Annotated in this window: 27 protein-coding genes; 16 read left to right on the forward strand and 11 right to left on the reverse strand. The window is 67.0% G+C overall.

Translation table 11 applies throughout. The features are described 5' to 3' along the window. Nucleotides 1-19: 19 nt before the first annotated feature. Nucleotides 20-1,381, reverse strand: coding sequence for an amidase (locus ACLIVD_RS36155; RefSeq protein ID WP_491931636.1), 1,362 nt, complete (start codon nt 1,379-1,381; stop codon nt 20-22). Between the two features lie 142 nt (nt 1,382-1,523). On the opposite strand from ACLIVD_RS36155, the gene ACLIVD_RS36160 reads away from it, so the two are divergent. Then, nucleotides 1,524-2,699, forward strand: a complete 1,176-nt coding sequence (locus tag ACLIVD_RS36160; protein ID WP_491931637.1) for an MFS transporter — start codon at nt 1,524-1,526, stop codon at nt 2,697-2,699. A gap of 48 nt (nt 2,700-2,747) precedes the next feature. On the opposite strand, the gene ACLIVD_RS36165 is transcribed toward ACLIVD_RS36160, so the two are convergent. After that, the gene (locus ACLIVD_RS36165; protein ID WP_317571080.1) at nt 2,748-3,593 is read right to left on the reverse strand and encodes a hypothetical protein; all 846 of its coding nucleotides are present in this window, start codon (nt 3,591-3,593) and stop codon (nt 2,748-2,750) included. Between the two features lie 132 nt (nt 3,594-3,725). Continuing rightward, on the reverse strand, nt 3,726-5,165 hold the full coding sequence (proS, locus tag ACLIVD_RS36170; RefSeq protein ID WP_491931638.1) for a proline--tRNA ligase: 1,440 nt from the start codon (nt 5,163-5,165) through the stop codon (nt 3,726-3,728). 242 nt (nt 5,166-5,407) lie between these two features. On the opposite strand from proS, the gene ACLIVD_RS36175 reads away from it, so the two are divergent. Both ACLIVD_RS36175 and ACLIVD_RS36180 read left to right on the forward strand, forming a co-directional pair. Beyond that, complete coding sequence (locus ACLIVD_RS36175; RefSeq protein WP_317571073.1) at nt 5,408-5,866, forward strand: helix-turn-helix domain-containing protein; 459 nt, start codon at nt 5,408-5,410, stop codon at nt 5,864-5,866. A 17-nt stretch (nt 5,867-5,883) separates the two neighbouring features. Further along, a complete protein-coding gene (locus ACLIVD_RS36180; RefSeq protein WP_491931639.1) occupies nt 5,884-7,074 on the forward strand; it encodes a VapC50 family PIN domain-containing toxin in 1,191 nt (396 codons plus the stop codon). A gap of 206 nt (nt 7,075-7,280) precedes the next feature. Here the strand turns inward: ACLIVD_RS36180 and ACLIVD_RS36185 are convergent, their stop codons facing one another. Beyond that, nucleotides 7,281-7,937 carry a maleylpyruvate isomerase N-terminal domain-containing protein gene (locus ACLIVD_RS36185; RefSeq protein WP_491932960.1) on the reverse strand — a complete coding sequence of 219 codons (657 nt, stop codon included), beginning with the start codon at nt 7,935-7,937 and terminating at the stop codon, nt 7,281-7,283. Between the two features lie 34 nt (nt 7,938-7,971). Between ACLIVD_RS36185 and ACLIVD_RS36190 the strand changes: the two genes are divergently transcribed. Further along, the gene (locus tag ACLIVD_RS36190; protein WP_491931640.1) at nt 7,972-8,634 is read left to right on the forward strand and encodes a class I SAM-dependent methyltransferase; all 663 of its coding nucleotides are present in this window, start codon (nt 7,972-7,974) and stop codon (nt 8,632-8,634) included. Between the two features lie 18 nt (nt 8,635-8,652). On the opposite strand, the gene ACLIVD_RS36195 is transcribed toward ACLIVD_RS36190, so the two are convergent. Further along, the gene (locus ACLIVD_RS36195; RefSeq protein WP_283333340.1) at nt 8,653-9,333 is read right to left on the reverse strand and encodes a TetR/AcrR family transcriptional regulator; all 681 of its coding nucleotides are present in this window, start codon (nt 9,331-9,333) and stop codon (nt 8,653-8,655) included. Between ACLIVD_RS36195 and ACLIVD_RS36200 the strand changes: the two genes are divergently transcribed. Beyond that, complete coding sequence (locus tag ACLIVD_RS36200) at nt 9,311-9,910, forward strand: DUF2867 domain-containing protein (RefSeq protein WP_491931641.1); 600 nt, start codon at nt 9,311-9,313, stop codon at nt 9,908-9,910. The genes ACLIVD_RS36195 and ACLIVD_RS36200 overlap by 23 nt on opposite strands. A gap of 13 nt (nt 9,911-9,923) precedes the next feature. On the opposite strand, the gene ACLIVD_RS36205 is transcribed toward ACLIVD_RS36200, so the two are convergent. Beyond that, nucleotides 9,924-10,859, reverse strand: a complete 936-nt coding sequence (locus ACLIVD_RS36205; protein WP_009476517.1) for an RNA polymerase sigma-70 factor — start codon at nt 10,857-10,859, stop codon at nt 9,924-9,926. A 208-nt stretch (nt 10,860-11,067) separates the two neighbouring features. Between ACLIVD_RS36205 and ACLIVD_RS36210 the strand changes: the two genes are divergently transcribed. From ACLIVD_RS36210 to ACLIVD_RS36220, 3 genes are all read left to right on the forward strand, one after another. Further along, nucleotides 11,068-11,553, forward strand: a complete 486-nt coding sequence (locus tag ACLIVD_RS36210) for a carboxymuconolactone decarboxylase family protein (protein WP_105418064.1) — start codon at nt 11,068-11,070, stop codon at nt 11,551-11,553. Between the two features lie 77 nt (nt 11,554-11,630). Beyond that, nucleotides 11,631-12,296 carry a HEAT repeat domain-containing protein gene (locus ACLIVD_RS36215; protein ID WP_280779264.1) on the forward strand — a complete coding sequence of 222 codons (666 nt, stop codon included), beginning with the start codon at nt 11,631-11,633 and terminating at the stop codon, nt 12,294-12,296. A gap of 14 nt (nt 12,297-12,310) precedes the next feature. Then, nucleotides 12,311-13,327, forward strand: coding sequence for a MerR family transcriptional regulator (locus tag ACLIVD_RS36220; protein WP_477950622.1), 1,017 nt, complete (start codon nt 12,311-12,313; stop codon nt 13,325-13,327). A gap of 25 nt (nt 13,328-13,352) precedes the next feature. Here ACLIVD_RS36220 and ACLIVD_RS36225 read toward each other — a convergent pair whose 3' ends face one another. From ACLIVD_RS36225 to ACLIVD_RS36240, 4 genes are read right to left on the reverse strand one after another with little or no spacing between them, the layout of a single operon-like run. Continuing rightward, complete coding sequence (locus ACLIVD_RS36225; protein ID WP_491931642.1) at nt 13,353-14,597, reverse strand: NADH:flavin oxidoreductase/NADH oxidase family protein; 1,245 nt, start codon at nt 14,595-14,597, stop codon at nt 13,353-13,355. Nucleotides 14,598-14,626: 29 nt separating this feature from the next. Beyond that, nucleotides 14,627-16,096, reverse strand: a complete 1,470-nt coding sequence (locus ACLIVD_RS36230) for a class I adenylate-forming enzyme family protein (protein WP_491931643.1) — start codon at nt 16,094-16,096, stop codon at nt 14,627-14,629. An 11-nt stretch (nt 16,097-16,107) separates the two neighbouring features. After that, entirely contained in the window at nt 16,108-17,055 is a 948-nt protein-coding gene (locus ACLIVD_RS36235) for an alpha/beta hydrolase (protein WP_491931644.1), read from the reverse strand. An 8-nt stretch (nt 17,056-17,063) separates the two neighbouring features. Next, nucleotides 17,064-18,029 carry an enoyl-CoA hydratase/isomerase family protein gene (locus ACLIVD_RS36240; RefSeq protein WP_491931645.1) on the reverse strand — a complete coding sequence of 322 codons (966 nt, stop codon included), beginning with the start codon at nt 18,027-18,029 and terminating at the stop codon, nt 17,064-17,066. A gap of 175 nt (nt 18,030-18,204) precedes the next feature. Here ACLIVD_RS36240 and ACLIVD_RS36245 point away from each other — a divergent pair, with 175 nt between their 5' ends. From ACLIVD_RS36245 to ACLIVD_RS36275, 7 genes are all read left to right on the forward strand, one after another. Next, nucleotides 18,205-18,909: a TetR/AcrR family transcriptional regulator gene (locus ACLIVD_RS36245; protein ID WP_120661608.1), complete on the forward strand. Its 705-nt coding sequence runs from the start codon at nt 18,205-18,207 to the stop codon at nt 18,907-18,909. Between the two features lie 115 nt (nt 18,910-19,024). After that, nucleotides 19,025-19,933, forward strand: coding sequence for an SDR family oxidoreductase (locus tag ACLIVD_RS36250; RefSeq protein ID WP_418338885.1), 909 nt, complete (start codon nt 19,025-19,027; stop codon nt 19,931-19,933). Between the two features lie 46 nt (nt 19,934-19,979). Then, nucleotides 19,980-21,008, forward strand: a complete 1,029-nt coding sequence (locus ACLIVD_RS36255) for an NADP-dependent oxidoreductase (protein WP_491931646.1) — start codon at nt 19,980-19,982, stop codon at nt 21,006-21,008. A gap of 220 nt (nt 21,009-21,228) precedes the next feature. Then, nucleotides 21,229-21,852 carry a saccharopine dehydrogenase family protein gene (locus tag ACLIVD_RS36260; RefSeq protein WP_283334614.1) on the forward strand — a complete coding sequence of 208 codons (624 nt, stop codon included), beginning with the start codon at nt 21,229-21,231 and terminating at the stop codon, nt 21,850-21,852. Nucleotides 21,853-22,485: 633 nt separating this feature from the next. Then, the gene (locus tag ACLIVD_RS36265) at nt 22,486-23,088 is read left to right on the forward strand and encodes a hypothetical protein (protein WP_283334615.1); all 603 of its coding nucleotides are present in this window, start codon (nt 22,486-22,488) and stop codon (nt 23,086-23,088) included. Next, complete coding sequence (gvpJ, locus tag ACLIVD_RS36270; protein ID WP_005575060.1) at nt 23,085-23,453, forward strand: gas vesicle protein GvpJ; 369 nt, start codon at nt 23,085-23,087, stop codon at nt 23,451-23,453. Before ACLIVD_RS36265 ends, gvpJ begins: the two co-directional genes overlap by 4 nt. 90 nt (nt 23,454-23,543) lie before the next feature. After that, nucleotides 23,544-23,966, forward strand: a complete 423-nt coding sequence (locus ACLIVD_RS36275; protein WP_491931647.1) for a hypothetical protein — start codon at nt 23,544-23,546, stop codon at nt 23,964-23,966. Nucleotides 23,967-23,970: 4 nt separating this feature from the next. On the opposite strand, the gene ACLIVD_RS36280 is transcribed toward ACLIVD_RS36275, so the two are convergent. After that, nucleotides 23,971-24,750, reverse strand: coding sequence for a DUF899 domain-containing protein (locus ACLIVD_RS36280; RefSeq protein WP_283352263.1), 780 nt, complete (start codon nt 24,748-24,750; stop codon nt 23,971-23,973). Nucleotides 24,751-24,873: 123 nt separating this feature from the next. On the opposite strand from ACLIVD_RS36280, the gene pip reads away from it, so the two are divergent. After that, on the forward strand, nt 24,874-25,830 hold the full coding sequence (gene pip, locus ACLIVD_RS36285) for a prolyl aminopeptidase (RefSeq protein WP_491931648.1): 957 nt from the start codon (nt 24,874-24,876) through the stop codon (nt 25,828-25,830). The last annotated feature ends 16 nt before the right edge of the window (nt 25,831-25,846 follow it).

Raw genomic sequence — 25,846 nt, forward strand, 5'->3', positions numbered from 1 at the left:
CGCGTCGGCCGTGGTCGCCTCACAACCGGGCGGCCACGGCCAACGCCACGTGCTCGCACCATGGGCGCGCGACGACCTGCACGCCGATCGGCAACCCGGACCGGGTGCTTCCCACCGGAACGACGACGGACGGCAGACCCGTCACACTGATCGCGCGGCAACTCGCCAGGGCCTGAGCCCACGTGAGCGACTGCCCACCGACGTCGAACAGTTCCTCGCCGAGCGGTGGCGCCGGGATCGAGGCGACGGGAAGGACGAGCACGTCGCCCATCTCGCCGAGCAATCGGTGGACGAGTTCCGCTCGCTGCGCCCACAGTCGCTCGACCAGGCGCCGGTCCACGTCCCGCGCGTCGGCGAGCATCGTGGCGATGTTCGTTCCGAAGTCGGTGCCGAGTTCTTCTATGTCGGTGTGGGTTTCGACCGAACGCAAAGTACCGAACAGCTCGTTCCCCTCCGACAGCGCCGCCCCTCGGTACGGTCGGGCATCGAGCCTGCCGGCGGCGCCGGCGACGGCCGCGGCGATCTCCTCGCCGACGGGCACGGTTCCGTCACCGGGCGCCCACGTGATGTCGAGACGCGGAAGGTCCACCGAAGCCGGGTCCGTCCAGCGGTACTGCCGGGACGAGAGCACCCGCAGCACGAGCGCCGCATCGTCCAGTGTCCGCGCCATCGGGCCGATCGTCTGCAGCGTGCCGTGCATGGTCGCCAGATTGGTCAGCAGGTGATCACCCGACGGGACGCCGGGATACTGTCCGTCGGGGTCCACCCGGCCGATCGTCGGGCGCACCGACCGCAGACCCGTGCAGTGGGCGGGCCAGCGGACCGAGCCGCCGAAGTCGGTGCCGAGACCGACAACACTCATCCCGGACGCGATCGCCGCCGCCTCGCCGCCGCTCGAACCGCCGGGGGAGCGGGGAACACCGCCGGGCCGCAGCGGGTTCACGGTGTACCCGAACAGGTCGTTGTGCGTCAGGCCGCTGGCCCCGAACTCCGGGGTGTTCGTCTTCCCGACGAGAATCGCGCCGGCCGCCCTCATCGCGGCCACCGCGGGCGCGTCGACAGAAGGCACGTTGTGCTCGAGCGCGCGCGATCCCGCCGTCGTCCGGACACCCGCGGTGGCGATCAGGTCCTTCACGGTGAACGGGACCCCGGCCAGAGGACCGACGTCCTCCCCTCGGCCGATCCGGATGTCGAGGTCGTCGGCGGCCCGGATCGCCTGATCCTCCGCGACGGTGACGACGGCGTTCAGCTCCGGGTTCCGGGCCTTGATGTGCGCCAGGTGGTCGTCGAGCACCTGGCTCGCGGACACCTCCCGGTTCGTCACCGCGCGGGCGATCGTCTGCGCGTCCGAGCCGACCCAACTGCCGTCGTTACCCCACACATGTCCTCCTCGGCTCGTGCTCAGGGGTCGACGCTAGACATCGCCGGACCCGCCGCACACGGCCAGTGTGCACAGGAAACCGTGGCCCGAGCTGTGAAGAGTTGATACTTCGCCGCGCTACGGGCTCTGGGAGGATCAGGTGATGCTTCCGCCCTGGGTCCGCCTCGCCGCCGCGCTGTTCGCGGTCAGCTGGGGTGCCAACCAGTTCGCCCCGATGCAGCTCGTCTACCGCGAACATCTCGGTCTCGGCAACGGCTCGTTCACCGCGATGCTCGCGTCGTACGTCGTCGGGCTGGTGCCCGCTCTGCTGTACTTCGGGCGCGTGTCCGACCGGTTCGGGCGGCGCGCGGTGATCCGCCCGATGATCCCCGTCGGCATCGTCTCCTCCCTCGTCCTCATCGCGGGCGCCGCCGTCCCCGACCTGCTCTACCTGGGCCGGGTGCTGGCCGGACTCGCGTCCGGCATGGCGTTCGGCGCCGGCACCGCCTGGATGAAGGAACTCGGCTCCACCGCCCCGGCCGGGGCGGGTGCACGCCGCGCCGCCGTGTCGTTGTCCGCGGGATTCGGCTGCGGAGCCCTGTTCGCCGGCGTGATCGCGCAGTGGCTCCCCGCCCCCGAACTGCTCCCGTACCTGGTGCACATCGCGCTGATGCTCGGAGCCCTGGCGCTGGTGTGGGCGGTGCCCGACGTTCGGGTCCGGGCGACCGACCTCACCGCCACACCCCTGTCGGCGCTGGCGACACCCCAGTTCCGATGGGGCATCGCACCCTGGGCACCGTGGGTGTTCGGTGTGGCGACCGTGTCGTTCGCGACCCTTCCGCCGCTCGTCTCCGAGTCGCTGCGGTCCACGTCGGTGGCCTTCACCGGGCTCGTCGCGGCGCTGACCCTGATCACCGGTGCGGTGATCCAGCCGTGGGCCAAACGGTGGTCGCAGCAGGACGACGCCGCCGCCGGAATCCGGGTCGGCATCACCCTCGGGGTGCTGGGCTTCGGCGCCGCGACCGTGGTCGCGTACACGGACGGGGCGCCGGCCGTCGCCGCGATCGTCGTCGCGGCCTTCCTCCTCGGAGCCTGCTACGGCATACTGCTCGGTTCCGGTCTCGCGTCCGTCGAAAGACTGGCACCGGCAGACGAACTCGCGCAGACCGTGGCGGTGTTCTACTGCCTGATCTACGTCGGCTTCGCCGTCCCGTTGGTCATCTCACTCCTCGCCCCGCACCTCGGTTACGCCACCTGCTTCGTGGGGGCGGCACTGCTGATGCTGCTGTCCGTGGCGGTGGGCCGGAAGGTGAAGGACCGGCACCTCACCCACACGTGAGTGGCGAAACGTGCCCGAGCACGCTTCGCCACTCACCTGGGGAGGGTCCTACCGTGCGGTCGCGCCGCACTCGCCGCACGCGGGCACCAGCGCCTCACTGCGCGGCTGCGGCGTACCGGCCCGCGACCGCACCGGGAGCAGCGGCGGCCACGGCCAGTGCTGGCCGAGTCGGCCCCGCGCGCGCAGGAAGCCGAGACCGAGCACGAGCCCGAAGATCAGGTGCCCGATCAGCGACAACGTGATCGTCGTCGGCGTGAGCGGGAACATGTCGTGCTGTCCGTGCGGCGACAGGGCGACCGTTCCGATGAGCCCGGCCCACACCGGGAACACCGCGAAGGTGACGAACGCGAGGAGGACGACGCGGCGTGACCGATGTTGGAGGCCGAGCGCGAGGGCGATGAGGAAGAAGGCGATTCCGATGCCGCCGCCGTCGCCGAGGTACCGCCACAGGTAGCCGACGATCGCGCCGGTCCGGGTGTCGGTTCCCGAGTGCAGCCACGTACCCATTTTCGGAATGAAGTCGCCCCACAACCCGAGCAGATACACGGTGTCGAGGCGGAAGACGTCGTAGGCCAGACACGCGAACATCCCCCAGCCGAGGCCGTGGCCGACGATGCGGTCGATCGGGTGCGGAGCGAACACGCACAACACGGCGAGGGTGGCGGCGAGCGGAATGATCACCAGCGCACCGGTGGCATTCATCGGCACGACACCGAACACCTGCGCCGAGATCGCGAGCAGCGGTAGTGAGGCGAGCAGCAGGTACAGGCCCATCCGGGCGAAGGCCCAGTGGTGACGGACCTCTTTGTGGACGGATTCGACGGCGGGCAGGGCCGCGCCCGGCGGATCGTGTTCGTGGACGTCAGGGACGGTGGCACCGAGGATGCGGGGCATGGGGGGGTTCCTTTCGGTCGTGGGGTTTCTCTCCGAGTAGTCGGTTTTCGAGATCCCCAGCGTCCGTCGAGTGCCCGGCCTTCGAATAGTCCCCCGAGGGGTGGTGATAGCCACCCCTGTACGTACGCCCCGTCAGTACGCTCGCCCGAAGATCACCCGCTTGCCATACGCCGACGCCGCGCCACATCGCACGCACCCACCTGCGTCCGGTTCGCCGCCGAGCGGAACACATCGCGGGGTGGCAGCAGTGAGGGACTTGATCTCCTCCTCGCACGCGGCAATCCCGCAGTGCAGGGCCAGTGCCCACCCGGTCGACACCGCGTCCGCGAAATCCTCCCAGTTGTCGACGGTTCGGGTGTGGTCGTCGCGGAACGCGGTGGCCCGAGCGAGCAGGAAGGCCTGAAAGTCGTCCAGGACCCCCGGCATGGTCTCGGGCAGGGAGTCGATCGGCACGGCCTGCTTGCCGTCGTCGCCGAGCCGTTTCACCATCATCACGGTGCGGGCCTCCAGATCTCGCGGGCCGAGCTCGAGCCGGACCGGGACGCCGCGCATCTCCCACTCGTTGTACTTGAAACCCGGGGTGAGGTGGGGACGGGCATCGACATGGGTCCGCACCCCTACCGACCGCAGGCGGCGGGCCAGCTCGTCGGCCGCTTCCTCGACCGCGACGTTGCCGCCGCGGGTGATCGGCACGATCACCACCTGGTGGGGCGCCAACCGCGGCGGGAACACCAGGCCCTTGTCGTCGCCGTGAGTCATGACGATGCCGCCGATCATCCGGGTACTCATTCCCCAGGACGTGGTGTGACACAACTTCTCTCGTCTAGCCTCGCTGGTGAACCGGATGTCGAACGCCGACGCGAACTTGGTGCCCATGTAATGCGAGGTGCCGGACTGCAGTGCACGGCCGTCACGCATCATGCCCTCGATCGTGTAGGTCGCCACCGCACCGGCGAACCGTTCGCCGGGTGTCTTCTCACCCGGAACGACCGGGATCGCGGCCAACTCACGCGCCACCTCGTGATAGATGTCCAGGGCCAGCATCGTCTCGCGGCGGGCGGCAGCCTCGTCGACGTGCGCGGTATGACCCTCCTGCCACAGAAACTCTGTCGTGCGCAGGAACATTCGCGGCCGCAGCTCCCACCGCACCACATTCGCCCATTGATTCAACAGCAGCGGCAGGTCGCGGTGCGAGCTGATCCACTTGGCCATCATCTCGCCGATCACCGTCTCCGACGTCGGCCGCACCACCAACGGCTCTTCGAGAACTTTCCCGCCGGCGCGGGTGACCACCGCCAGTTCCGGGGAGAACCCTTCGACGTGTTCGGCCTCCCGGCCCAGGTAGCTTTCCGGAATCAGCAACGGGAAGTACGCATTCTCGTGACCGGTGTCCTTGATGCGACGGTCCAGCTCGGACTGCAACAGCTCCCACAGCCGGTACCCGTACGGCCTAATCACCATGGTGCCCTTGGCCGGACCTCGATCCACGAGACCCGCCTTGAACACCACCTCGTTGTACCAGGCAGCGAAGTCCTCACTCTGGGCTGTCACACCACGCTCATCCCGTGCCATGCCCAGACAGACTACTCGGGAGAATCAGCCGTCCGCAGCTGTCGAATGACGAGTTCCGGTGCAGCCTGTCCGAGATCACCCTCGCCGCACCGGCGAGGACAGACAGGGAGGCCAGATGACCGCAGCCCATGCCGTCTCGCCTGGCTGGGAATGGTGCTCGCGATCTCGTTCCTGAGTCCGTCATCCGTTACGCTGCTGCCCAGCCGCATTGTGTGTTCGTTTTTTTCGTTTTATGGTGAGGTATGGGCGCTGGGTCGAACCACACGGTATTGCCGCCGGCCACCGACGATCGGGATCTTCTCGCAGCACTGAAGGCCGTTCTTGCTGGTTCTGACGAGGTGTCGATCTCGTCCCCGGGCGGGTCGGTGCCGTTGCCGGACAGTGTTCGGGGGTTGCTCGTCGACGCGGTTGCTGCTTTGGATCGGGGTCAGGCGGTGACGGTGGAACCTCATCGCACGGTGTTGACGACGCAGGAGGCCGCGGACCTGTTGGGCATTACGCGGCCGACGTTGGTGCGGTTGTTGGAAGCGGGGAAGATTCCGTACACGTCGCCGGGCCGGCATCGGCGGGTGGAGTTGGCGGACGTGCTCGAATTCCAGCAGGGTGAGCGGGCGCGCCGGGGCCAGGTGTTCGAGGAGATGGCGCACGAGGAACCCCCGGACCCGGGCGATGCCGCTGACGGCTTCGTGTCGACTCGTTGATCTGGGCAGGGTGACCTATGACGACCTTGCGGGTAGTTCTCGACACGTGCGTCATGCTTCCCCAGGCCCTGAACAACCTGCTGCTGACGCTGGCCGATTCCGAGTTGTTCCGGCCGGTGTGGACAGCGGATCTGCTAGACGAGGTCGAGCGCAACCTGTCCGGGGAGAGGTTCGGTAAGTCGCCGCAGCAGGCGGCGCGGCGAGTGCAGCAGATGCGCAGAGCATTCCCCCTCGCAGAGGAGGAATCACGCGGATACCGTGAGCTGATCCCCGCGATGACCAACGATCCGAAGGACCGGCACGTCCTGGCTGCGGCGGTGCGGTCCGGTGCGGGTGTGATCGTGACCGCCACCCTGCCGGATTTCCCGCCGGCGGCCCTCGATCCGTTCGACGTCGAGGCGATCCACCCCGACGAATTCCTCTGTGATCTGCTCGATCTGGACCCGGAAGCAGTGCTCGAGAGCATGCACGTACTGCTCGAACGGAACATGCTCCCGCCGCGCACGGTGGGGGATCTGCTCGAGTCGCTCGAGCGGCTGACCCCACAGTTCGTCAACGCCGTCCGCGCCTTGCTCGTCGCCCGGGGCGAGGCTCCCGACATTGGTGCGGTGCCGGCTGCGTCCTCCTTTCCTGAGTTGACCGACGAACAGGTCAGCGCCTTGCTGCCCGAGATGCGGGAGGCCTACCTCGAGCTTCGTGCGATGGATCCGGCGGAATTATTGCGGTTCCTCGGGCATACGAAGCTGGTGAGTGCGGCGTGGGCGTTCTTGACGTCGGTGTGCGTCGACGGTGATCTGTTATCGGTGTGGCCGAACGTGGATCCCGACTTCCGGTCGGTACTCGCATGGCGGTGGGTGCGGGACAACCATTATCAGATGACTGTCGACGGTTGGGAGGGTGAGGCGGTCGCGGCGGCCCTCGCGGGTCCGGTGCCGGAGCATCCGCTGTGGGTGCATTTCGAGCGTGTGCATGTGCGGTCGTTCCGGGCGATGCTGCCGGACCCGGCGACGTGGGGGATCGGTACCGGAACAAGGATCGTGGGCCCCGGTGTGGAGGTGCTCTATGTGCACGAGATGTCGACGCTCGACAGCGGTGTGTGGGAGCCGAACGTTCCTCGGCCGGTGTTTCCGATCCTGATGCATCTCGTCGACGATCGGTGGCTGGTGCGGAATCTGGGGTCCGAGGAGGACCCTGCCGCCTCGGCCTGATTCCTTCGCACCCGAACCTCGCCCGTACCTCGGGACCTCGAGCGCGTTTGATTTCAGCTTCCTCACGCAGAAGTCCATAGCGTCCCGCAGATTCGGCTGATACCGGAATTCGTCCAGATCGATTCATCCGGTCCGCGATACGTTCGATGAAATCTGCCCGACGGCGTGATCCAGCTGACTCATCACTGAGGTAGACGTAATCCGAGTCATTCGAGGATGAGCGGGAGTTTCGTCGCCAGCTCGCCGAGTTCGGCCTTCTCCGTGTCGGTCGGGTCCCGCCGTCCGGTGCCGACCCGCAGTGTGTCCCTGTCGGAGAACGACGCGGGGAATGCGGCCCCGGCGATCTTCTCCAGCAAGTCGCGGGACCGGGCGAGGCCCTCTGCGGGCGGTTCCGCCACGCCTGGGAGGTAAGCGATCAGGTCGAGGTGGTGCAGCGTCGATTCCAGGACATACGCGGAGAGGTAGTCGCCTGCAGTGAGGACCTCGTCGCGGGTGCTGATCCGCAGATTCGGGTCGGCGAGTTCGGCGGCGCGGCCGGCGGCGGAGCCGACGTCGTCGAAGTGGTATTTGAGCAGCCGAGGCTCCTGGTACGCGGCGGCCAGACGGACGATCAGCGCGTCGAGCGGGTCGTCGCCGGTCGGCGGCGTGTCGGCGAGGTCCCAGTAGGTCACGGCGTCGCGAGTCGGTTCCGTGTCGGCGGGGGTGACGAGGGTGATCAGGACGTCCTGCGCGTCGATGATCAGGTGGCACACCAGATCCCGCACGAGCCAGCCGCTACAGCCGGACTGCTGTGCGAAGTCCTCGTCCGGCAGGTCGGCGACCGCCGTGCGTAACGCCGACCACGAGCGTGAGAAAAGATCCACATCGGCACGGTAGTGCGGGCGTACCGTCGATGTCATGACCGAGGACAACCAGGTTGCGCCGTGGGACGACATCTACCGAGGCGACGCGGAGGAATTTACGGGACCGGTGCCGTGGAACATCGGTGAGCCGCAGCCCGAGATCGCCGGGCTGATCGCGGAGGGCAAGTTCCGCAGCGACGTGCTGGACGCGGGCTGCGGACATGCCGAGACGTCCCTTCAGCTGGCGGCGCAGGGCTACACGGTGGTGGGCCTGGACCTGTCGCCGACGGCCATCGCGGTGGCTCAGGCCGCCGCAGCCGATCGTGGACTGACGACGGCGACGTATCAGGTGGCGGACATCAGTTCGTTCACGGGTTTCGACGGCCGGTTCTCCACGGTCGTCGACAGCACCCTGTTCCATTCCCTTCCCGTCGACCGGCGGCGCGACTACCTGCGCGCGGTCGCTCGGGCGGCCGCACCCGGCGCGTCCTACTACATCCTGGTGTTCGCGAAGGGCGCCTTCCCCGAGGGCGAGGGACCGAACCCGGTGACCGACGACGAGCTGCGCGAGGCCGTCGCCGAGTTCTGGACCATCGACGACATTCGCCCGGCCTTCATCCACGCGCTGCTCGGCCCGGAACAGGCCGCCAGCTGGGAGCACGACGAGAAGGGCCGGTCCAAGCTGCCGGCGTGGCTGCTGTCGGCTCACCTCGACTGAGTCAGCAGTCGGAAACCCTTACCCGGCTGAGCTGTTCGTACCGGACGGGCGCAGGAGGAATTCTCCGGCGAGTTGGATGGCTTCGCGTTTGGTGTACCCGGGGTGGTCCGCGACGATGAAGTGGCGGCCGATCGCAAGTCCGAACATGAGGGTGCTGCGTGCCTCGATTTCGTCGGGGTCGGTGACGAAGGTGCCGAACATCTTTCGCAGGAAGTCCATCCGCTCGTTGTCGATGGCGTGCAGGCGCGCCGCGACGGACCGGTCGTGGTGGGCCCAGGCCCGGATCGCGAGATCGATCCGTTGAAAGTCCTCCGAGTAGGTCAGTTGCCCCACGCGCCGGATTCTGTCGGCGGGGGTGCCGCCTTCGGCATCGGCTTGGGCGATAACGGCTTTGGTGCAGCGGCGTTCCCACTCGTCGAGCATCTCGGTGAGCAACGCGGGACGGCCGTCGAAGTAGCCGTAGAACCCGCCCTTCGTCACGCCGAGTTCGGCGGCGAGAGTCTCGACGCGGACGGCGTCGGGCCCTCCTCGCGCGAGGGCGTCGAGGCCCGCCTCTATCCAGCGGGCTCGTGTCGTGCGGGCGACGGCGGGAATCGGGCCACCTCCATTGATCGCGTTCAATTTGTACGGTACCGTATAGATGAAATATACGGTGCCGTATAGATCGGGGACGACAGTGCCACGAATAGCAGAGGCCACCTACATCGAGCAGCCCTGGCGCATCCACGAATTCACGCGAGACTTCGACGTCGAGGACGTGTGGTCGTTCCGCACTCCCGGAGCCGGGCCCGACGACTTCCCGACGATGCTCGCGGCGATGCGAGCCGCAGGCGGACCCGCGAAGCAGCCCCGACTGGTGAGGTTCCTGTTCGCCGCCCGATGGAAACTCGGGGCACTCTTCGGCTGGGACAATGCCTCAACTGGTGTCGGTGAGCGGGTTGCCTCGCTCCGCGACCGCCTGCCCAGCGACCTCCGCGCCGCTCCGCGCGGCCCGGACGACGAGGGCATGCCCCTCACCGCGGTGTACGAGCTCGACACGGAGTCCGCCCGCGAGCTGGCGAACAAGACCGTGCACACCGTGATGCATCTCGGCTGGGCGAGAGGAGCGAACGGCGATTACGAACTGCAGATGACCGTTCTCGTCAAACCCAACGGATGGTTCGGGCGGCTCTACATGACCGCCATCGCGCCTTTCCGATACCTCGTCGTGTACCCCGCCCTGACCCGGCAATGGGAGCGAGCGTGGCGCGACCGCCACCAAGCGGCGACGAGGTAGACGGCTTTCGGACTCAGCGGCTCACCGCGGTTTCCCGCTCGACGCGCGACAGCTTCTCCGGGTTGCGCACGATGTAGAGCCCGGTGATCTTGCCGTCGTCCATCCGCACCGCCACGACGTCGTCGATTTCCCCGTCGAGCCGGACGATCAGCGCGGGGGAGCCGTTCATCTGCACCGGCTCGACCGACACCGTGCCGTCGATCCGGGGCAGGCCGGCCGCCAGCAGGCGACCCACCTTGTCGGCCCCCACGATGGGCCGCAGCACGGCCTGCTTGACTCCGCCACCGTCACCCAGGAGGACGACGTCCGGTGCGAGCAGGTCGAGCAGGCTCTGCAGATCGCCCGTTTCGAGCGCCCGTTGGAAGGCCTCGAGTGCGTCTCGGGACTCGGCCGGGGATACGACGCCGCGCGGCCTGCGCGCCGCGACATGCGCCCGCGCCCGGTGCGCGATCTGACGGACGGCGTCCGGGCTCTTGCCGACGGCGTCCGCGATCTCGCCGTACTCCAGAGCGAACACCTCACGCAGCACGAACACGGCCCGCTCGGTCGGCGCGAGCGTCTCCAGCACCAGCAGCATCGCCATCGAGACGCTGTCGGCCAACTCGACGTCCTCGGCCACATCGGGCGCGGTCAGCAGCGGCTCGGGCAACCAGGGGCCGACGTAGGACTCCTTGCGCCTGCTGAGTGTGCGCAGCCGGACGAGCGCCTGGCGGGTGGTGATCCGGACCAGGTACGCACGCTGATTGCGGACCGTGTCGAGATCGACCCCCGCCCACCGCAGCCAGGTCTCCTGGAGGATGTCTTCCGCGTCGGCGGCCGAACCGAGCATCTCGTAGGCGACGGTGAACAGCAGATTGCGGTGGGCGACGAACGCCTCGGTGGCGGGGTCCGAACGATCGTCCTGGCTCCCGCCGCGATCTGCGGGTGTGGTCTGCGACGTGCCGGCCATGGTGGCTCCTCTTCACTCTCGACTGTGTCACACACCAGACACCGGACCCCGCCGTTTTGTGACACCAGACGGCAGCCGACCCGTGTTGCCCGCTGCCAAATTACGTGACTTCGAGGCAGCGGCGTGAACGATTTGTCACAAGGATCGGGTCGCCGGCATCTCATGTTCGTTCCGAGCAGTACACGACACCACGAGTGAGGACGAAGTCATGGACGCCCGATTCAACCTGTTCGACAACGAGATCGCCCTGAAGTTCGGCAAGAGGTTCGCCAACGCGTCCCTGGTGATCGACCAATCGCCACTGCCGAAGGCCACTCAGGAACTGGTCAAGATCCGGGCCAGTCAGATCAACGGCTGCGGCTTCTGCACCGACATGCACACCAAAGACGCCACAGCTGCCGGCGAGACCCCGGTCCGGCTCAACCTCGTCGCGGCCTGGCGCGAGGCCACCGTGTTCACCGAGGCAGAGCGGGCCGCGCTGGCGCTCAGCGAGGAAGGCACTCGGCTCGCCGACGCCCACCACGGCGTGTCCGACGAGACCTGGGCCCAGGTGCGCAAGCACTACGACGACGACCAGATCGCCGCGCTGGTCTCGCTGGTCGCCCTGATCAACGCCGCCAACCGGATCAACGTGATCGTGCGCAATCCGGCGGGTTCGTACGAGCCCGGCATGTTCGCCAGTATGACGAGCTGACCGGCAGACGACAGCCTCCTGACAACGAGCCCTTGACTTTGACACAGTGACAAGGACTCGAATGGTCGGCGAAGGAGGTGGTTGTCGTGAACACAACCAACCACGGTGGGTCGAATGCCCACCTCGTCGACGCACTGTCCGCAGCCGACCCGTCGGGTCGGCTGCGGGCGGCGCTCTCCGCAGGCACACGCCCCGATCCGCATCTCACGGACACTCTCGTCGATCGGTGCGCCGTCGAACCGGACTTCTTCGTCCGGGACATGCTGACCTGGGCATTGTGCCGCTTCCCGACCGAGCTCACGGTGCCGAGACTGGTCCGGGAGCTCGGGTCGGACACCGCGCAGGCCCGCAGTCAGTCGCTGCACACCCTGTCCAAGATCGGGGACCGGCTCGCCTGGCCCGCCGTGTCGGCACTGCTGCACGACGAGCACGACGAGGTCGCGCGCAGCGCGTGGCGGGCCGCCGTGGCACTCGTGCCGCCCGGCGACGAGGCTGCCCTCGCGGCCGATCTGACGACCGAACTCGGACGGGGCGACCAGCACATGCAGCTCAGTCTGAGCCGTGCTCTGGTGGGACTCGGGGACGCTGTCCTCCCGGTCCTCGACGCGGCCGGGACGAATCCCGATCCGCGTATTCGAGCGCATGCGGAGGCGACGAAGCGGCTCTGTCACGACCCCGACAGCGGGTTCACCCTCTCGGTCGAGACGGCGAAACGCGTCGCGGTCACCGGTCCGGACGCGTAGCAGGAGGCGATGGAATGTTGATCGGTGAGGTCTCCCGGCGTTGTGGTGTCAGCACGCGGATGTTGCGCCACTACGACGGGCTGGGACTGGTGAAGCCCACGGGCCGCACGTCCGGCGGCTACCGCGAGTACTCCGCCGACGACATCCGACGCCTCTTCCACGTCGAGAGCCTGAGGACCTTGGGGCTGTCGTTGAACGAGGCCAAGCGGGCACTGGACGAGCCCGATTTCGCACCGGCCGATCTGGTGGGAGACCTCATCCGGCACACGCGCCGGCGGATCGCTGCCGAGCAGGAACTGCTCGGCAAGCTCGAACGCGTCGACGCCGCCTCGCCTGCGGAGTGGGACGACGTCCTGCGCGTCGTCAGTCTGTTGCGTGCGCTCGAATCGGAGTCCGCTGCCCGCCGTCAGCAAGCGATCCTGTCTCAGGACGGGACTGCGTCGCTGCCCGTCGAAGCGCTGGTCGAGGCCATCCTGTCGGAGGACGACACCAATGTGGCCGGAGCGCTGCAGTGGTCGTTGGCGCGGGCCGCCGGCCCGGGACTCGCGGATCTGGCCGACGGTCTCGACGCGGAGGAGGTCGATGTCCGGCGTCGCGTCACTACCGCGATAGCGGCAATCCACACCGCGGAGGCGGCGGTTCATCTGAGACGAGCCCTCGATGATTCGGACGCCACGGTCCGCGGGTACGCGGCCCTCGCTCTCGGCACCCGCGGAAGCGTCGACTCGATACCCGCCCTGATCGAGATGGTCGTCGAGGGGCGGCGCGATGTGGAGGCCGCCGAAGTGCTGGGCCTGCTGACGACGGTCTCACCCTCGGCCGACGACATCGTCCAGGCCCTGCAGGACACGCTCGGTGGCGCCGAGGACGCGCCCACGCGGTTGCGGATAACGCAGGCCCTTGCCGAGATTCCCGGCACCGCGGCCCGGCGGGTACTCGACGGGCTGACCCACGACGGCGACCGGACGATCGCGGCCACCGCAGCCGCGATCGTGAACATGCAGGACCGCGGACGAATCATCGAACGTTGAGCCTCCGACCCGTCCGGAGTCTGTGCTAGCCGCCGCGTTTGCGTCCGAAGGACCCCCGGCCGTTGCGGCGCAGCAGTGCCACCGTGGTGGCGAGGCGCCCCCGATTCAGGTCGGGTTCGAGACCGGCGCTTATGCGGTGCAGCTGGTCGGTGTGCCAGCCGAGGTCGAGTACCCCGTCGAGTGTTTTCAGGTCGACCACCTTGCCGAAGACGCCTCGCATCCCGGATCGCAGTTGGTGTGTGGTGAGAGTGTCGGTTCGCCCGGTGAGAATCACGTCGGCTGCGTCGGTCGTCGTTGCGGTGGGTCGGCCGATACCGACGACATCGCATTCGCCGGCCCCGATCGCCTGATCCATGGCGGTGCGGGAGCGGAAACCGCCGGTGACCGCCAGCGGGACATTTCCTGCCAGCGCGCGGACCGTGCGCGCGTACTCGAGGAAATACGCCTCGCGGGCGCGTGTACTGGCCGCGGCGGTGCCCATCATGGCGGGGGACTCGTAGCTTCCGCCGCTGACCTCGATCAGGTCGAGGCCTTCCTGCGCCAGTGCCGCGACCACGCCGCGCGACTCGTCCTCGGTGAATCCGCCGCGTTGGAAGTCGGCCGAGTTGAGTTTGATGCCGACCGCGAAGCCGGGCGACACCCTCGCGCGGATGCGGCGCACGACCTCGAGGACGAACCGCATCCGCCGCTCCGGGTCACCGCCCCAGTCGTCGTCGCGCCGGTTCGCCAGCGGTGAGAGGAACTGGGCGACGAGGTAGCCGTGTGCACCGTGAATTTGCACGCCGTCGAAACCCGCTGTCTCGCAAACGAGAGCGGCGGCGGCGAAACGTTCGATGATGTCCTCGATCTCGCCGGGAGTCAGCTCACGCGGGGTTACCGCGCCGGGAATATCGAGCGGGACCGCGCTGGGGGCGACGGGAGTGTGCCCGAGCGCCAGCGGGTTCGACTGGCGTCCCGGATGGTTGAGTTGCACCCAGATCGGTACGCCGGCGTCCTTGGTGGTCTTGGCCCAGCTTGTCAGTGCGTCGAGGTCGCGTTCGTCCTCGATGACGATATTGCCCGGCTCACCGAGCTGGGTGCGGTCGATCATGACGTTGCCGGTGACGAGTAGACCGTACCCGCCTCGACTCCAGGTGGTGTAGAGCTGTTCGAGGCGGCCGTCGGGTGAGTTCCGCTTGTCACCGAGCGCTTCGCTCAACGCGGACTTCATGATGCGGTTCGGAAGCACCTGGCCGCAAGGCAGTGGTAACGGGTCGTGGAGGGACGTCATAGAGGTTTCCTTTCAGACGGATTCGTTGGTCACGACGTTGCAGAGAGCGCTGTGTGGGCGGCCCGCAGTGCAACCTTGTCGATTTTGCCGACCGCGTTCTTGGCGATGGTGTCCACCACGACGAGCGCGGTGGGGCGCTTGTAGCGGCTGAGTTTGCGCGCGCAGAGCGCTTGCAACGCAGCGGGATCGACGGTCGAATCGGGTGTCGGCTGGACATAGGCGACGACGACCTCACCCCAGATGGTGTCGGGAACGCCGATCACGGCGGCCTCGAGCACGGATGGGTCGCCGGCGAGGACGTCCTCGATTTCCTTGGGATAGATGTTCTCCCCGCCGCGGATGATCATGTCTTTCGAGCGCCCCACCAGGGTCAGGTAGCCCTCCGGATCGAGGTGGCCGACATCGCCTGTGTACAGCCATCCGTCGATGACGGTCTGTGCGGTGTCCTCCGGACGGCCGAGGTAGCCGCGCATCACATTGGGGCCGCGCACGACGACCTCGCCGTCCACCCCGGGGCCCAGTTCGACGCCGTTCTCGTCGACGATGCGCATCTCCTGACCGAGGAAAGCGATCCCTACCGTTCCGGCGCGCCGGGGTCCGGTGAGAGGGTTGAGGGTGGAGGCGCAGGTCCCTTCGGACAGCCCGTAGCCCTCGAGGAGGGCAAACCCGTACCGGTCCTCGAACCGGGTCAGCAACTCCGCTGAGGCGGGTGCGGCACCGCAGATGCCGAACCGCAGTGAGGACGTGTCGGGCCGAACATCGGCCGGAAGCGCCGCCAGGATGCTGTAGATCGTCGGCACCGCGCTGAAGTAGGTGGGGCGTTCGGATTCGACGAGGTCGAAGAAGGTTCGGGGATCGAATCGGCCGGCGATGACGACGCTCGCGCCGGCGAGTAGCGGGGTGAGGACGCTGACGACGATGCCGTTGACGTGGAAAAGCGGCAGGATCAGCAGGCATCGGTCCGCCGGACCCAACTGCAGCGCCTGCGCACCCATCTCGGCCATGGCGTCGATGTTGGTGTGGTCGAGCATCACGCCCTTCGGCACCCCGGTCGTGCCGCTGGTGTAAATCAGCAGGGCGAGTGCGGACGAGTCCGCAGGTGGTGTGTGATCGGACTCGGTCGCCTCCTGGAACAGCTGGTCGACGGCGAGAGTGGCAACGCCACCCAATAGGGTCGTGCCGTCCTCGACGACGAGCAGCCGTGCGGCGGAGTCGGCGAGCTGCCGAGCGACCTCGACGTCGGTCAGGGTCGGGTTGACCGGGGTGATGGTGGCGCCGAGCCGCCAGGTCGCGAACAGCAGCACCACGAACTCGGTGCGATTGGTCAGCTTCAGGGCCACGACGTCTCCGGGCCCGATTCCCCGGTCGTGGAGGTGGCGGGTGGCCGCGCGAACTCGGTCGAGGAACTGAGCGTTGGTGAGCGATCCGGTGGCGTCGGAGACCGCGGGTGCGTGCGGGTCGAGATCGGCGCGGCGGTCGGGCAGCGATGCGAAGTTCATCGTGGTCGTGTTCACCTTCGGTGTGGTGCGGCCCGGCCCGGTGACGGTGTGACCGGTGCCGAGTCGAGTTGGCGGGTGAGGAAGTCGATCTGGTCACGGACCAAGGCCTCGAAGGGTTCGCCGAGGTAGAAGTCGAAGTGGCCGGCGTCGTAGGTCTTGATCTCGCCTCGTGGTGCTGTCCGCGCGTATCGGAGGGTCTGGGCGGGTGGGGTGACGGTGTCGGTGTTGCTGATGCAGAACAGGATCGGAAAGGCGATCTTCTTCGCTGCCCGCCCGGGCCGGTAGGTGACGAGACTGGGAATCACCCGTGCCGCAACCTCGTTCCGGAACGTCGTCCCTGCCGGCACGATCGCCTGGTAGCCGGGCAGTGCGTCCGGGGCGTTCATCAGTGCCAGTGAACCGGGGGGCCCGGCGAGCGGAATCATGACCGGCGCGCGCCGACCAACCTTGGCCATCAGATCCCGGGCGACCACGGGGGAGGCCTTCACTGAGGCGGCCGGGCCCAGCGCGAGCGCGGAGGCCAACCCGTCGGTGAACGGGCACTGCGCGACCGCCGCCCGCAGTTCCGGATGCCGTGACGCGACGGTGATGGCGTGGCCACCGCCGAAGGAACTGCCCCAGACCGCGATGCGTGTGCTGTCGAGACCGCCACGAGCCTTCACCCAGGAGATGGCGGCATCCCAGTCGGCGAGCTGCTTTGTGATCGACAGCAGCTGGCGCGGCCTACCGCCGCTGTCACCGAAGTGCCGATAGGTGAACGCGAAGGCGGCGATGCCGGCCTTGGCGAAACGTTCGGCGAAGGCGTCCAAGCGCATGTCGCGGGTGGCACCGAGGCCGTGTCCGAGGATGACGACGGGCGGTGAGGTGACGCCGGTGGGCAGATACAGCCACGCGGCGCAGGAGCTGTCGCCGGAGGAGAAGAGGACGTCGTGGCGGGTGAAAGGTTTCTTGGTGGCCATGGCGGGTCTCATCGTCCGTTCGTCGAGCCGCCGGGCACGCGGCCCGATTCGAGGGCCTGCTTGTAGATGTCCGGGTTGTAGAGGGGCAGCTCACCGGTGGCGTCGGTGGTTGCGAGGTAGTCGAGCATCAGCTGCTGGCCGTCCTCGGATTGGTCGGTGCCGAGGAATTCGGTGCGTTCGACGTGCAAACCCTCCGTCAGCGACATCGATCCGCCGAAATACACGGATCTTTTGACCGCCGCGACCGCCTCCCTCGGGCGGGCACCGAAGTACTCGGCGAGTTCGGTCGCCCGCGTGATCACGTCGTCGGGGGCGACGACCTCGTCGACGGCTCCGTTGGCGAGGGCCTGCGCGGGAGTGAACGGCCTGCCTTCGAGGATGGCGACCAGGGAGCGGTGGGTGCCGATCAGTCGGGTCAGGCGCTGGGTACCGCCACCACCCGGATTGATTCCCAGCAGTACCTCGGGCTGGCCGATGAAGAAGTCACCGTCGGCCATGACCCGCAGGTCGCACGCCCAGGCGAATTCCGCGCCGAGGCCGAGGGCTGAACCATTCAGGGCGGCAACGAAAATGACGCCACTGGCGTTCATCTTCAGAAACGTCGCGTGCAGCCGGTCGAGCTGGACCGCTCCCCACAGCGGGGTCCTGCGCACCACGGGCTCGAGGGCGCGGGCGCGATCAGCGCCTCTGGCCACCCGCGCGATCGCGGAGGCACCGCGACGGCCCAGCGGCGGGACCGCTGCACCCTCTTCCTGCAGCCACCGCACATCCGCATGGCTGACGAACCGGCCGGGGCGTGTCCCGGTGAACACGACCGCACGGACGTGCGCGTCGCGGTCGACGCGGTCCACCAACTCCTCGAGCTGGTTGGCTATGTCGAGGCCGAACAGGCTGTGCGGGCCGCCGTCGACGCGGACGATCAGCACGTCCCCGCGGTCCTCGACCTCGAGATGGCCTTTGTCTTCGTGTGTCATGAGATTCACATCCGTACATGGGAGGAAGGGGAAGGACGTGCGGCGAGCACCCGTGGGAGCGGCCATCAACCTGTAACTTCGTTATGACGTACTATAACCATGTTATGCGGTGGTGGCAAGGGTCACTCGGTACTTCGGTGCCCACCGGGCGGAAAATGCGAAGTCAGGTGGAGATATGGGAGAGACGTCGCCGACCACACCCGAGGGTGTGCCGGAGCGGCTGATTCGAGCCACGGTCGGCCTGCTGGCCGAACAGGGCCCGTCCGCGATCAAGGCGCGGACGGTGGCGTCCGCGGCCGGACTGTCGACGATGGTCGTCTACCACCACTTCGGCGGCATCCCCGAGCTCGTCCGCGCGGTCGCAGACCATGGATTCACCGAACTCGGCACGGCCTTTTCCCAGGTCCCTGTGACGGAGGATCCGGTCGTGGATCTGTTCGTGCTGGCATTGACGTGCCGGCGCCAGGCGCGCGAGAACCCCCACCTCTACGACCTGATGTTCGGACTCTCCACTCGTGCCACCTACCGACCGTTGGAGTCGGACGTGCGGTTGAGTGGACATTCTCCGGCCTTCCGTGATGCCTACACACACGTCACCGACGCGTGTGCGCGCTTGGTGAACTCCGGCAGGGTCGAGCCCCACGCCCCGGAGGTGGTCGCGGCGCAGTTGTGGAGTTACGTGCACGGCTACATCACTCTCGAGCTGGGCGAGCACTTCGCCGAGTTCGACGACGCGGTGGGACAGGTGCTGCTGCCGATGGGCGTGAACTTTGCCGTCGGCCTCGGCGACACGCGCGAACGTGCCGAGGTCTCACACGAGAGGGCCGTGCGCATGTACGACTCGGTCCGGCCCGCTTTGGACAGCTCGGCGGGCGCCTGAGCCGAGACCGCGGGGCCCCGGCGCGAAGTCGTTGCTGGGGCTCGGATTCATCCCGACTGGAGGTTGATGGAGCAGCGGCATTGCCTTCGTCATATAACGAAGTTACAGTTGCCGCATGAAACGTGATCTCGTGGGCCGCAAAGTAATCGTCACCGGAGCCGCGCGCGGCATCGGCGAGCAGGTAGCACGCCTTGCCGCGGCGCAGGGTGCTCGGCTCGCCCTGATCGGTCTCGAACCCGACAGACTGCGCGCCCTTTCCGAGGAACTCGGCCCGTCGGCGCACTGGTGTGAGGCGGACGTGCGCGACAGCGCGGGATTGCGGTCCGCGATCGACGAGTGCGCCGATGTCATGAACGGCGTGGACATGGTCGTCGCCAACGCCGGAGTGGCCGCCTACGGAACGGTGCGACACGCGGACGAGGCGTCCTTCGAGCGAGTCGTGGACATCAACCTGAACGGCGTATTCCGCACCCTCAAGCATGCGACACCTCATCTGCAACGCAGCCGGGGCCACGTCCTGATCGTGGCATCCGCACTGTCCTTCACCTCGATTGGCGGTCTGGCCTCTTACGGCGCGAGTAAGGCCGGGGTCGAGTCGCTCGCACTTGCCTATCGCGCGGAAGTGGCCCACCTCGGGATCACCGTCGGTCTTGTCCATCCGTCCTGGATCGACACCGACCTCGTGCGGGGCGCCGAGGTCGACATTCCTTCTTTTCAGCAGATGCGCCGGCGCCTGCCGTATCCGGGGAACGTCACGACCAGTGTCGACCGAGCGGCCTCCGCCATCGTCGACGGGCTCGCATACCGGCGCAGTCGCGTCTACGTTCCCCGGGCGGTCGCCGTCGCCAACTGGGCCAAGGCGCTGCTGAATTCTCCGGTCGTGTGGCCGTGGACCAGGCGGTTCTCCGCCGCGACAGTTCCCGACCTCGAAACCGAAGTTGCCGCCTTGGGCAGGAACGACCAACTCGTTCCAGAGTTGCCGCACCTCAGTGAAAACGATCAGCGCAGCCCGGCGCGCATCTAGCGAAACCGGCTGTGGTCCGCACGAACACAAGAGATAGGAAATCACGATGAAGGCTGTCGTTCTCGATCGATACGGGAACATTGACGGTGTGCGGGCGGGTGAGGTACCCGACCCGGAGTTGCGAGATGATGACGTCCTGGTTCAAATCCACGCCGCGAGTGTGAACCCCTTGGATCTGAAGATCCTGAAGGGAAAGCTCAAAGCTATTCTGCCGTACCGTCTACCGATCGTCCTAGGCAACGACCTGGCCGGTGTCGTCGTTCGAGTCGGCGCCGCGGTGCGCCGATTCAAGCCCGGCGACGAGGTATACGCGCGGCCCCGGCAAGATCGGATCGGCACGTTCGCGAAATTCATTTCCGTGAACGAGGAGGACGTGGCGATCAAGCCACGAGAACTCACCATGGAAGAGGCGGCGTCGATCCCTCTGGTCGGTTTGACCGCGTGGCAAGCGCTGATCGAGAGGGCAAACCTGGAAGCGGGACAGAAGGTTCTGGTCCATGCCGGCTCAGGCGGTGTCGGCACGTTCGCGATTCAACTGGCCAAGCATCTCGGCGCGACCGTGGCCACGACGACGAGCACCGGGAATGCCGATTGGGTCGAGCTCCTCGGTGCGGATGTCGTCATCGACTACAAAAAGGATGATTTCGCGGAGATCCTGCACGACTACGATCTCGTCCTCGACACCCTCGGCGGTGAGACGCTCAAAAGATCACTCCGCGTTCTCAAACCCGGTGGACAGATCATCTCCATCTCCGGTCCACCCGATCCCAGCTTCGCGAAAGAAGCCGGATTGAACTGGATCGTGCAACAGGTGATGTGCCTGCTGAGCTTTCGAATCAGACGGGCAGCGAAACGACGCGATGTGACCTATTCGTTCCTGTTCATGAAATCGAGTGGAGAACAATTACGCCGTCTTGCGTCCATCATCGATGCCGGCGCCATACATCCGGTCGTCGATCAGGTCTTTCCCTTCGAATCAACCAAAGCAGCACTGGATTACGTCGAGCAGGGACGCGCAAAAGGCAAGGTCGTTGTCAAGGTCGGAGGACAATCCCATAGCGAGGCCACCTTCTGATGTCGTCGGGATCGGGTACTTCCGTCGACACCAGTCGATGGCGAGTCAGAACTGACGTCCGCGGTCGACAGGCAGTGAGTGAAACGTGAAACCGTGGAACGACGCAGAATAGTCTTGCTGGGCGCGACAGGGTATACCGGGCAACGAGTACTCCTAGAGCTGCTCGCACGCGGTGAGGAGCCGACCCTGGTCGGCCGAAACCATACTAGTGGGGCCATTCATGCAGCTCGGTCTGGCGACGGTGACCGCGGCGGTACAGGCGGGGGCGCACTACTTCGACTCCACCGGGGAGGGAACCTTCGTCCGGCGTGTCTTCGAGTTGGACTCCGTCGCGACAGCCCGCGGAGCGACCGTAGTGCCGGCGTTCGGCTACGACTATGTACCGGGCAACCTCGCCGGCGCGCTCGCGCTGACGAGCGCGGGGGATCGGGCCACCCGGATGGAGATCGGCTACTTCCTCACCCGTGCAGGACATGGTGACGCGCTGCGATACCGAAGCGGCCTGCGTGATGTCTTCAGCCTGACCACGGGGGGCACGCGGAAGACCCTGGTCGGTGCGGCGGCCGATGATGCGTTCGCCTATCGCCACCCGCACGCCGGGGCTCCCGCCCGCCTGGTCGACGAGCGCGTCGGCAAGCGTGTGCGCACCTTCAGCTACGCGGGCGTGAACCGTGCGGCGATGACCGTCGCCGGCTCGGAGCATCTGGGCCTGCCGGAGTCTTCGCCCAGCTGGAGAATATCGACGTGTGCATGGGGTGGTTGGGGCGATGGACGCGTCCGATACGGACGGCCACCGCGCTCCCTGCACCCCTCCTGCGGTCGGCGCCGGCACGGGCCGCACTGACCTGGCTGTCCGAGCGGCTCCCCGGATCGCACCGTGAGCCGGACAGCGACGGCCGTTCGCTGGTCATCGCCGTCGCCCGCGACGACTCCGGTCGGGCATTGGCCACGACGGCCCTTGCCGGACCTGATCCTTATGAGATGACAGCATCGCTCTTGGCCTGGGGTGCCGTCCGCGCGGCAGCGCCGGATGCCGTCCTCGAGCCCGGCGTGCACGGCCCTGTCGCGGCCTTCGGCCTCGACACTCTCCGAATCGGCGCGTCCGAGGTCGGTCTTCACGATGTCGACGAACCGTCAGCCTTGCGTGCGGCACACGATGGCACAGACCCGGTAACTCGAAGTGTGAATCGGACATTCGGGTGACTGTCGACCACGCTCGGCGACCTAGCGGGTCGTCGCGGAGTGCACGGGGTACGCCGAGGAGCGACCGGTCGGGCGGTTTCCACCGTCGGTCACACCCACCGAATTTCCCACCCCATTGCGGCCTTTTGACCGATTGACGGCCATCCGTTGCGGGTAGTCGGGTTCGGGGTTGGTTCGCACCGGACTTACCGATCTGGGGGTACGCCGGGCGGCCGGCTCCGGGCGCTCGGCGTCGACCGATGACGGCCGATGCGGGTGAAGGGAGTCGACGATGATGACCCGATTGCAAATCGCGGCAGCGGTGGTCGTGGGCTATTGGCTGGGCCGAGGGCACCGGAAGAAACTGGGACTGCTGCTCGCGGCGGCGGGTGCCGGCCGCCTCGCCGGCGGACCCCAGGAGATGGTGGACCGGGCCTCGAAACTGCTGCAAACCTCGCCCGAGTTCGCCGAGCTCAGTGAATCGGTGCGTGGCCAACTCCTCGACGCCGTGAAAGTGGCGGCCATGACCGCCGCCACCGCCCGAGTCGACGCACTCAACAATCGGCTGCTCTCCGGCAGCGATGCGGTCCTGGAGACCGCCGAAGACCTGGTCGAGGACACCGCGGACATGGCCGGAGACGTCAGCGACGACACTGTGGACACGGTGGAGGAAGCCGCCGATGACACCGCGGGCAGAATGCACAAGCTCGTCGACGACACCGTGGGTGTGGTGGGCGCGCTGGGACGCAAAAAACGACCGAAGAAGACACCGCCGCCGGACGACGTCGACGACGAGACGGCAGAGGAGGCCGAGGAACGACCGGCGCGGCGACCGCCCCGCAAGCGGAGCACCCCGGCGAAAACCTCCGGTAGTCGAAAGCGAGGAGCACAGCGATGACCACAGCAGGTGGCGGCCCGAGTTCCAGCAGCCTCGCCGATGTCATCGACACCATCTTGGACAAGGGCCTCGTCATCGACGCCTACGTGCGGGTCTCGCTGGTCGGTATCGAACTGCTCACCATCGACGCCCGCGTCGTTGTCGCCAGTGTGGATACCTACCTGCGCTTCGCCGAGGCGGTGAACCGACTGGAGATCGGCAGCGAACCGAAGGGCCTGACCGACCTCGTTTCCGATGTGAAGGGCAGCGGCAGCACGAAGTCCAAGACCAAGGGCGCGCTCGAGGCCGTGGGGGAGACGCTCGGTGACCTGCTCGGCGGATCGGAAGCCGAACGCGAACCCGAGCCGCGCCGGAGGCGAAAGTGATCGGACGCTGACGTGGCCGCGCCGGCGCTCAGGCTGATTACATATTGCTGTTCCCGATAGGAGACGCCCACAGCCGGGTACGTTCGTGGCATGGGTGACGAGGCAATCGACCCCGAAGTGGCTTATGAAGCCCTGTCCGCCGGCGCACGCCTCGCTCTGCTGCGAAACCCCGAAGGCATCATGCCGCCGCAATTCATCGGGCAGGTGATGGTCGTATGCGGGGACGCGTGCGTCGCGGGGATCAGTGGTGGAGTTGATTCGGTACCGCAGATGGCGGTTCTCCAAGGGCCACTCTCCGAATACCTCTCCCAGTGCAGGTATGTGCTGGATGCGTGGTGGAACTCCCTGACGCCGCGACTCCGGGCGGTCATCAGGTGTCGCGAGGCGGTACCCGAATCGCTGACACTGCAATTACCCCAGCACACGCCCTGGACCGCGGTGTCCACGCCGTGTTCTCACCTGTTGGTGCGGGACTATCTCGAATTGCAGGCAACGGGGCTCGAACTGATGTAGGCGGTCACTCGGGGATCTTCTCTCCGGAAGTCTCGCCTGGTTCGTATTCGTCGTGGCGGCGTAGCCAACTCATGAAGGGGTCGTCGCCGCGGCGAGGTTGCGGTTCCCAGTCCTCCTGACGGCCGCGGGCAGTGAGGTCGAGCCAGTGATAGGTGCCGAGGAGGATCTCGGTGGAGCGCGCGTAACCGGAGTAGGTGTGGAAGATGCGCTCACCCTGGCGGAGGAAAACACTGACGCCGTGCTCTTCGCCGCACCAGCCTTTCCACGCGGGGTCCGACTGCACGAGTTCGGCCTCGTCCTTGTAGTTGTATTCGACCGGTGCGACCGACGCGTCGAGGGTGACGTGGAAGTCGTAGTTGAAGTCGCTGCCGTGCGAGGAGTACCAGGGGAAGGTCCAGCCCATGCGCCGGCGGTACTGCTCGAGTTTGTTCAGCGGTGCGCGTGACACGGCCGCGAACGAGGTGTCCCGGGCGTAGAGGTGCCGGAGGTTGCCGACGTTGTCCATCGTGAACGAGCAGGAGGGGCATCCTTCGTCGGCGTCGGGTTCGAACATGAAGTGGTAGATCAGGAGTTGGCCGCGGCCGTCGAACAGGTCTGCAAGTCCGGTCCTGCCGTCGGGGCCGTCGAAAACGTAATCCTTGGTAATTTCGACCATCGGTAGCGCGCGCCGAGCGGCGTTCACCCGATCGCGGTGGCGGGTCAGCTCCTTCTCCTGTGCGAGTAACTCGCGCCGCGCGATGAGCCACTCCTCGCGGGTGGTGACCTGTGGATCGGAGGCTGTCATCGTTCGTCTCCTCTCGAAGGGCACCTGCAATCGTCGCAGGCGACTCTCGGCGGTGGCTACCACCGAGACCGGGAACGACTGATTCGCGGTTCGTCTCCTCGTGCAGGATGCGAAGCTGAGTTCGTGAGTAGCGCTCTCCATCCTGCGGTGGAACCGTACGAAGCCGGGTTTCTCGACGTTTCCGACGGCCATTTCCTGTATTGGGAGACCACCGGAAATCCCACGGGGACGCCGGTGCTGTATCTGCACGGAGGGCCGGGATCTGGATGCACTCCCGGCGCACGACGCTTCTTCGACCCGAATGCTTTTCGCGCGGTGCTGTTCGACCAACGCGGATGCGGGCGCAGCCGCCCGCTTGCCGCCGGCCCCGACACCGACCTATCGACCAACACGACAGCACATTTGATGGAGGACATCGAACGCCTGCGTAAGCATCTGGGGATCAGGTGTTGGGTCGTGGCCGGGGTGTCCTGGGGTGTGACCCTGGGTTTGGTCTACGCCCAGCGCCATCGCGAGCGTGTCCTCGCGATGGCGCTCGGAGCGATCACGTCCGGATCCCGAACCGAGATCGACTGGATCACCCGTGACATGGGTCGGATCTTCCCCAGGGAGTGGGAGGAGTTCATCGCTCCCGTGCCGGCCGGCGAACGGGACGGGGATCTGGCGGCCGCTTATGCGTGCCTCCTCGCCGACCCGGACGCGGCGGTGCGCGAGGAGGCGGCGAGGAGGTGGTGTGCGTGGGAGGACACCCACGTGTCGTTGATGCCGGGATGGAGACCGAGCCCCCGATACGAGGACGCAACGTTCCGGATGATTTTCGCCAGGTTGGTGACGCATTACTGGAGTCACGAGTGCTTCCTCGTCCCGAACCAGATACTGGAGGGAATGAGCCGTCTGGTAGGTATCCCGGCAGTGCTGGTCCACGGCCGCTTCGATGTTTCGGGACCGTTGGACACGGCCTGGAAGCTCTCGCGGGCCTGGCCGGAAAGTCGACTCGTCGTGGTTGACGATGCCGGCCACGGTGGAGGCGGATTCAGCTCCGCGCTGGTGGCCGCCTTGGACTCCTTCAGCGGGCCATGATCGCGGCGCTTCGAGA

This window comes from Rhodococcus sp. G6(2025), assembly GCF_058628105.1.

Excerpts from the sequence above, each read along its gene's own strand:
- ACLIVD_RS36160 (WP_491931637.1), top strand. The coding sequence starts at position 1,524 with ATGCTTCCGCCCTGGGTCCGCCTCGCCGCCGCGCTGTTCGCGGTCAGC.
- ACLIVD_RS36165 (WP_317571080.1), bottom strand. The coding sequence starts at position 3,593 with ATGCCCCGCATCCTCGGTGCCACCGTCCCTGACGTCCACGAACACGAT.
- proS (WP_491931638.1), bottom strand. The coding sequence starts at position 5,165 with ATGGCACGGGATGAGCGTGGTGTGACAGCCCAGAGTGAGGACTTCGCT.
- ACLIVD_RS36175 (WP_317571073.1), top strand. The coding sequence starts at position 5,408 with ATGGGCGCTGGGTCGAACCACACGGTATTGCCGCCGGCCACCGACGAT.
- ACLIVD_RS36180 (WP_491931639.1), top strand. The coding sequence starts at position 5,884 with ATGACGACCTTGCGGGTAGTTCTCGACACGTGCGTCATGCTTCCCCAG.
- ACLIVD_RS36190 (WP_491931640.1), top strand. The coding sequence starts at position 7,972 with ATGACCGAGGACAACCAGGTTGCGCCGTGGGACGACATCTACCGAGGC.
- ACLIVD_RS36205 (WP_009476517.1), bottom strand. The coding sequence starts at position 10,859 with ATGGCCGGCACGTCGCAGACCACACCCGCAGATCGCGGCGGGAGCCAG.
- ACLIVD_RS36210 (WP_105418064.1), top strand. The coding sequence starts at position 11,068 with ATGGACGCCCGATTCAACCTGTTCGACAACGAGATCGCCCTGAAGTTC.
- ACLIVD_RS36220 (WP_477950622.1), top strand. The coding sequence starts at position 12,311 with ATGTTGATCGGTGAGGTCTCCCGGCGTTGTGGTGTCAGCACGCGGATG.
- ACLIVD_RS36225 (WP_491931642.1), bottom strand. The coding sequence starts at position 14,597 with ATGACGTCCCTCCACGACCCGTTACCACTGCCTTGCGGCCAGGTGCTT.
- ACLIVD_RS36230 (WP_491931643.1), bottom strand. The coding sequence starts at position 16,096 with ATGAACTTCGCATCGCTGCCCGACCGCCGCGCCGATCTCGACCCGCAC.
- ACLIVD_RS36235 (WP_491931644.1), bottom strand. The coding sequence starts at position 17,055 with ATGGCCACCAAGAAACCTTTCACCCGCCACGACGTCCTCTTCTCCTCC.
- ACLIVD_RS36240 (WP_491931645.1), bottom strand. The coding sequence starts at position 18,029 with ATGACACACGAAGACAAAGGCCATCTCGAGGTCGAGGACCGCGGGGAC.
- ACLIVD_RS36245 (WP_120661608.1), top strand. The coding sequence starts at position 18,205 with ATGGGAGAGACGTCGCCGACCACACCCGAGGGTGTGCCGGAGCGGCTG.
- ACLIVD_RS36250 (WP_418338885.1), top strand. The coding sequence starts at position 19,025 with ATGAAACGTGATCTCGTGGGCCGCAAAGTAATCGTCACCGGAGCCGCG.
- ACLIVD_RS36255 (WP_491931646.1), top strand. The coding sequence starts at position 19,980 with ATGAAGGCTGTCGTTCTCGATCGATACGGGAACATTGACGGTGTGCGG.
- ACLIVD_RS36260 (WP_283334614.1), top strand. The coding sequence starts at position 21,229 with ATGCAGCTCGGTCTGGCGACGGTGACCGCGGCGGTACAGGCGGGGGCG.
- ACLIVD_RS36265 (WP_283334615.1), top strand. The coding sequence starts at position 22,486 with ATGACCCGATTGCAAATCGCGGCAGCGGTGGTCGTGGGCTATTGGCTG.
- gvpJ (WP_005575060.1), top strand. The coding sequence starts at position 23,085 with ATGACCACAGCAGGTGGCGGCCCGAGTTCCAGCAGCCTCGCCGATGTC.
- ACLIVD_RS36275 (WP_491931647.1), top strand. The coding sequence starts at position 23,544 with ATGGGTGACGAGGCAATCGACCCCGAAGTGGCTTATGAAGCCCTGTCC.
- ACLIVD_RS36280 (WP_283352263.1), bottom strand. The coding sequence starts at position 24,750 with ATGACAGCCTCCGATCCACAGGTCACCACCCGCGAGGAGTGGCTCATC.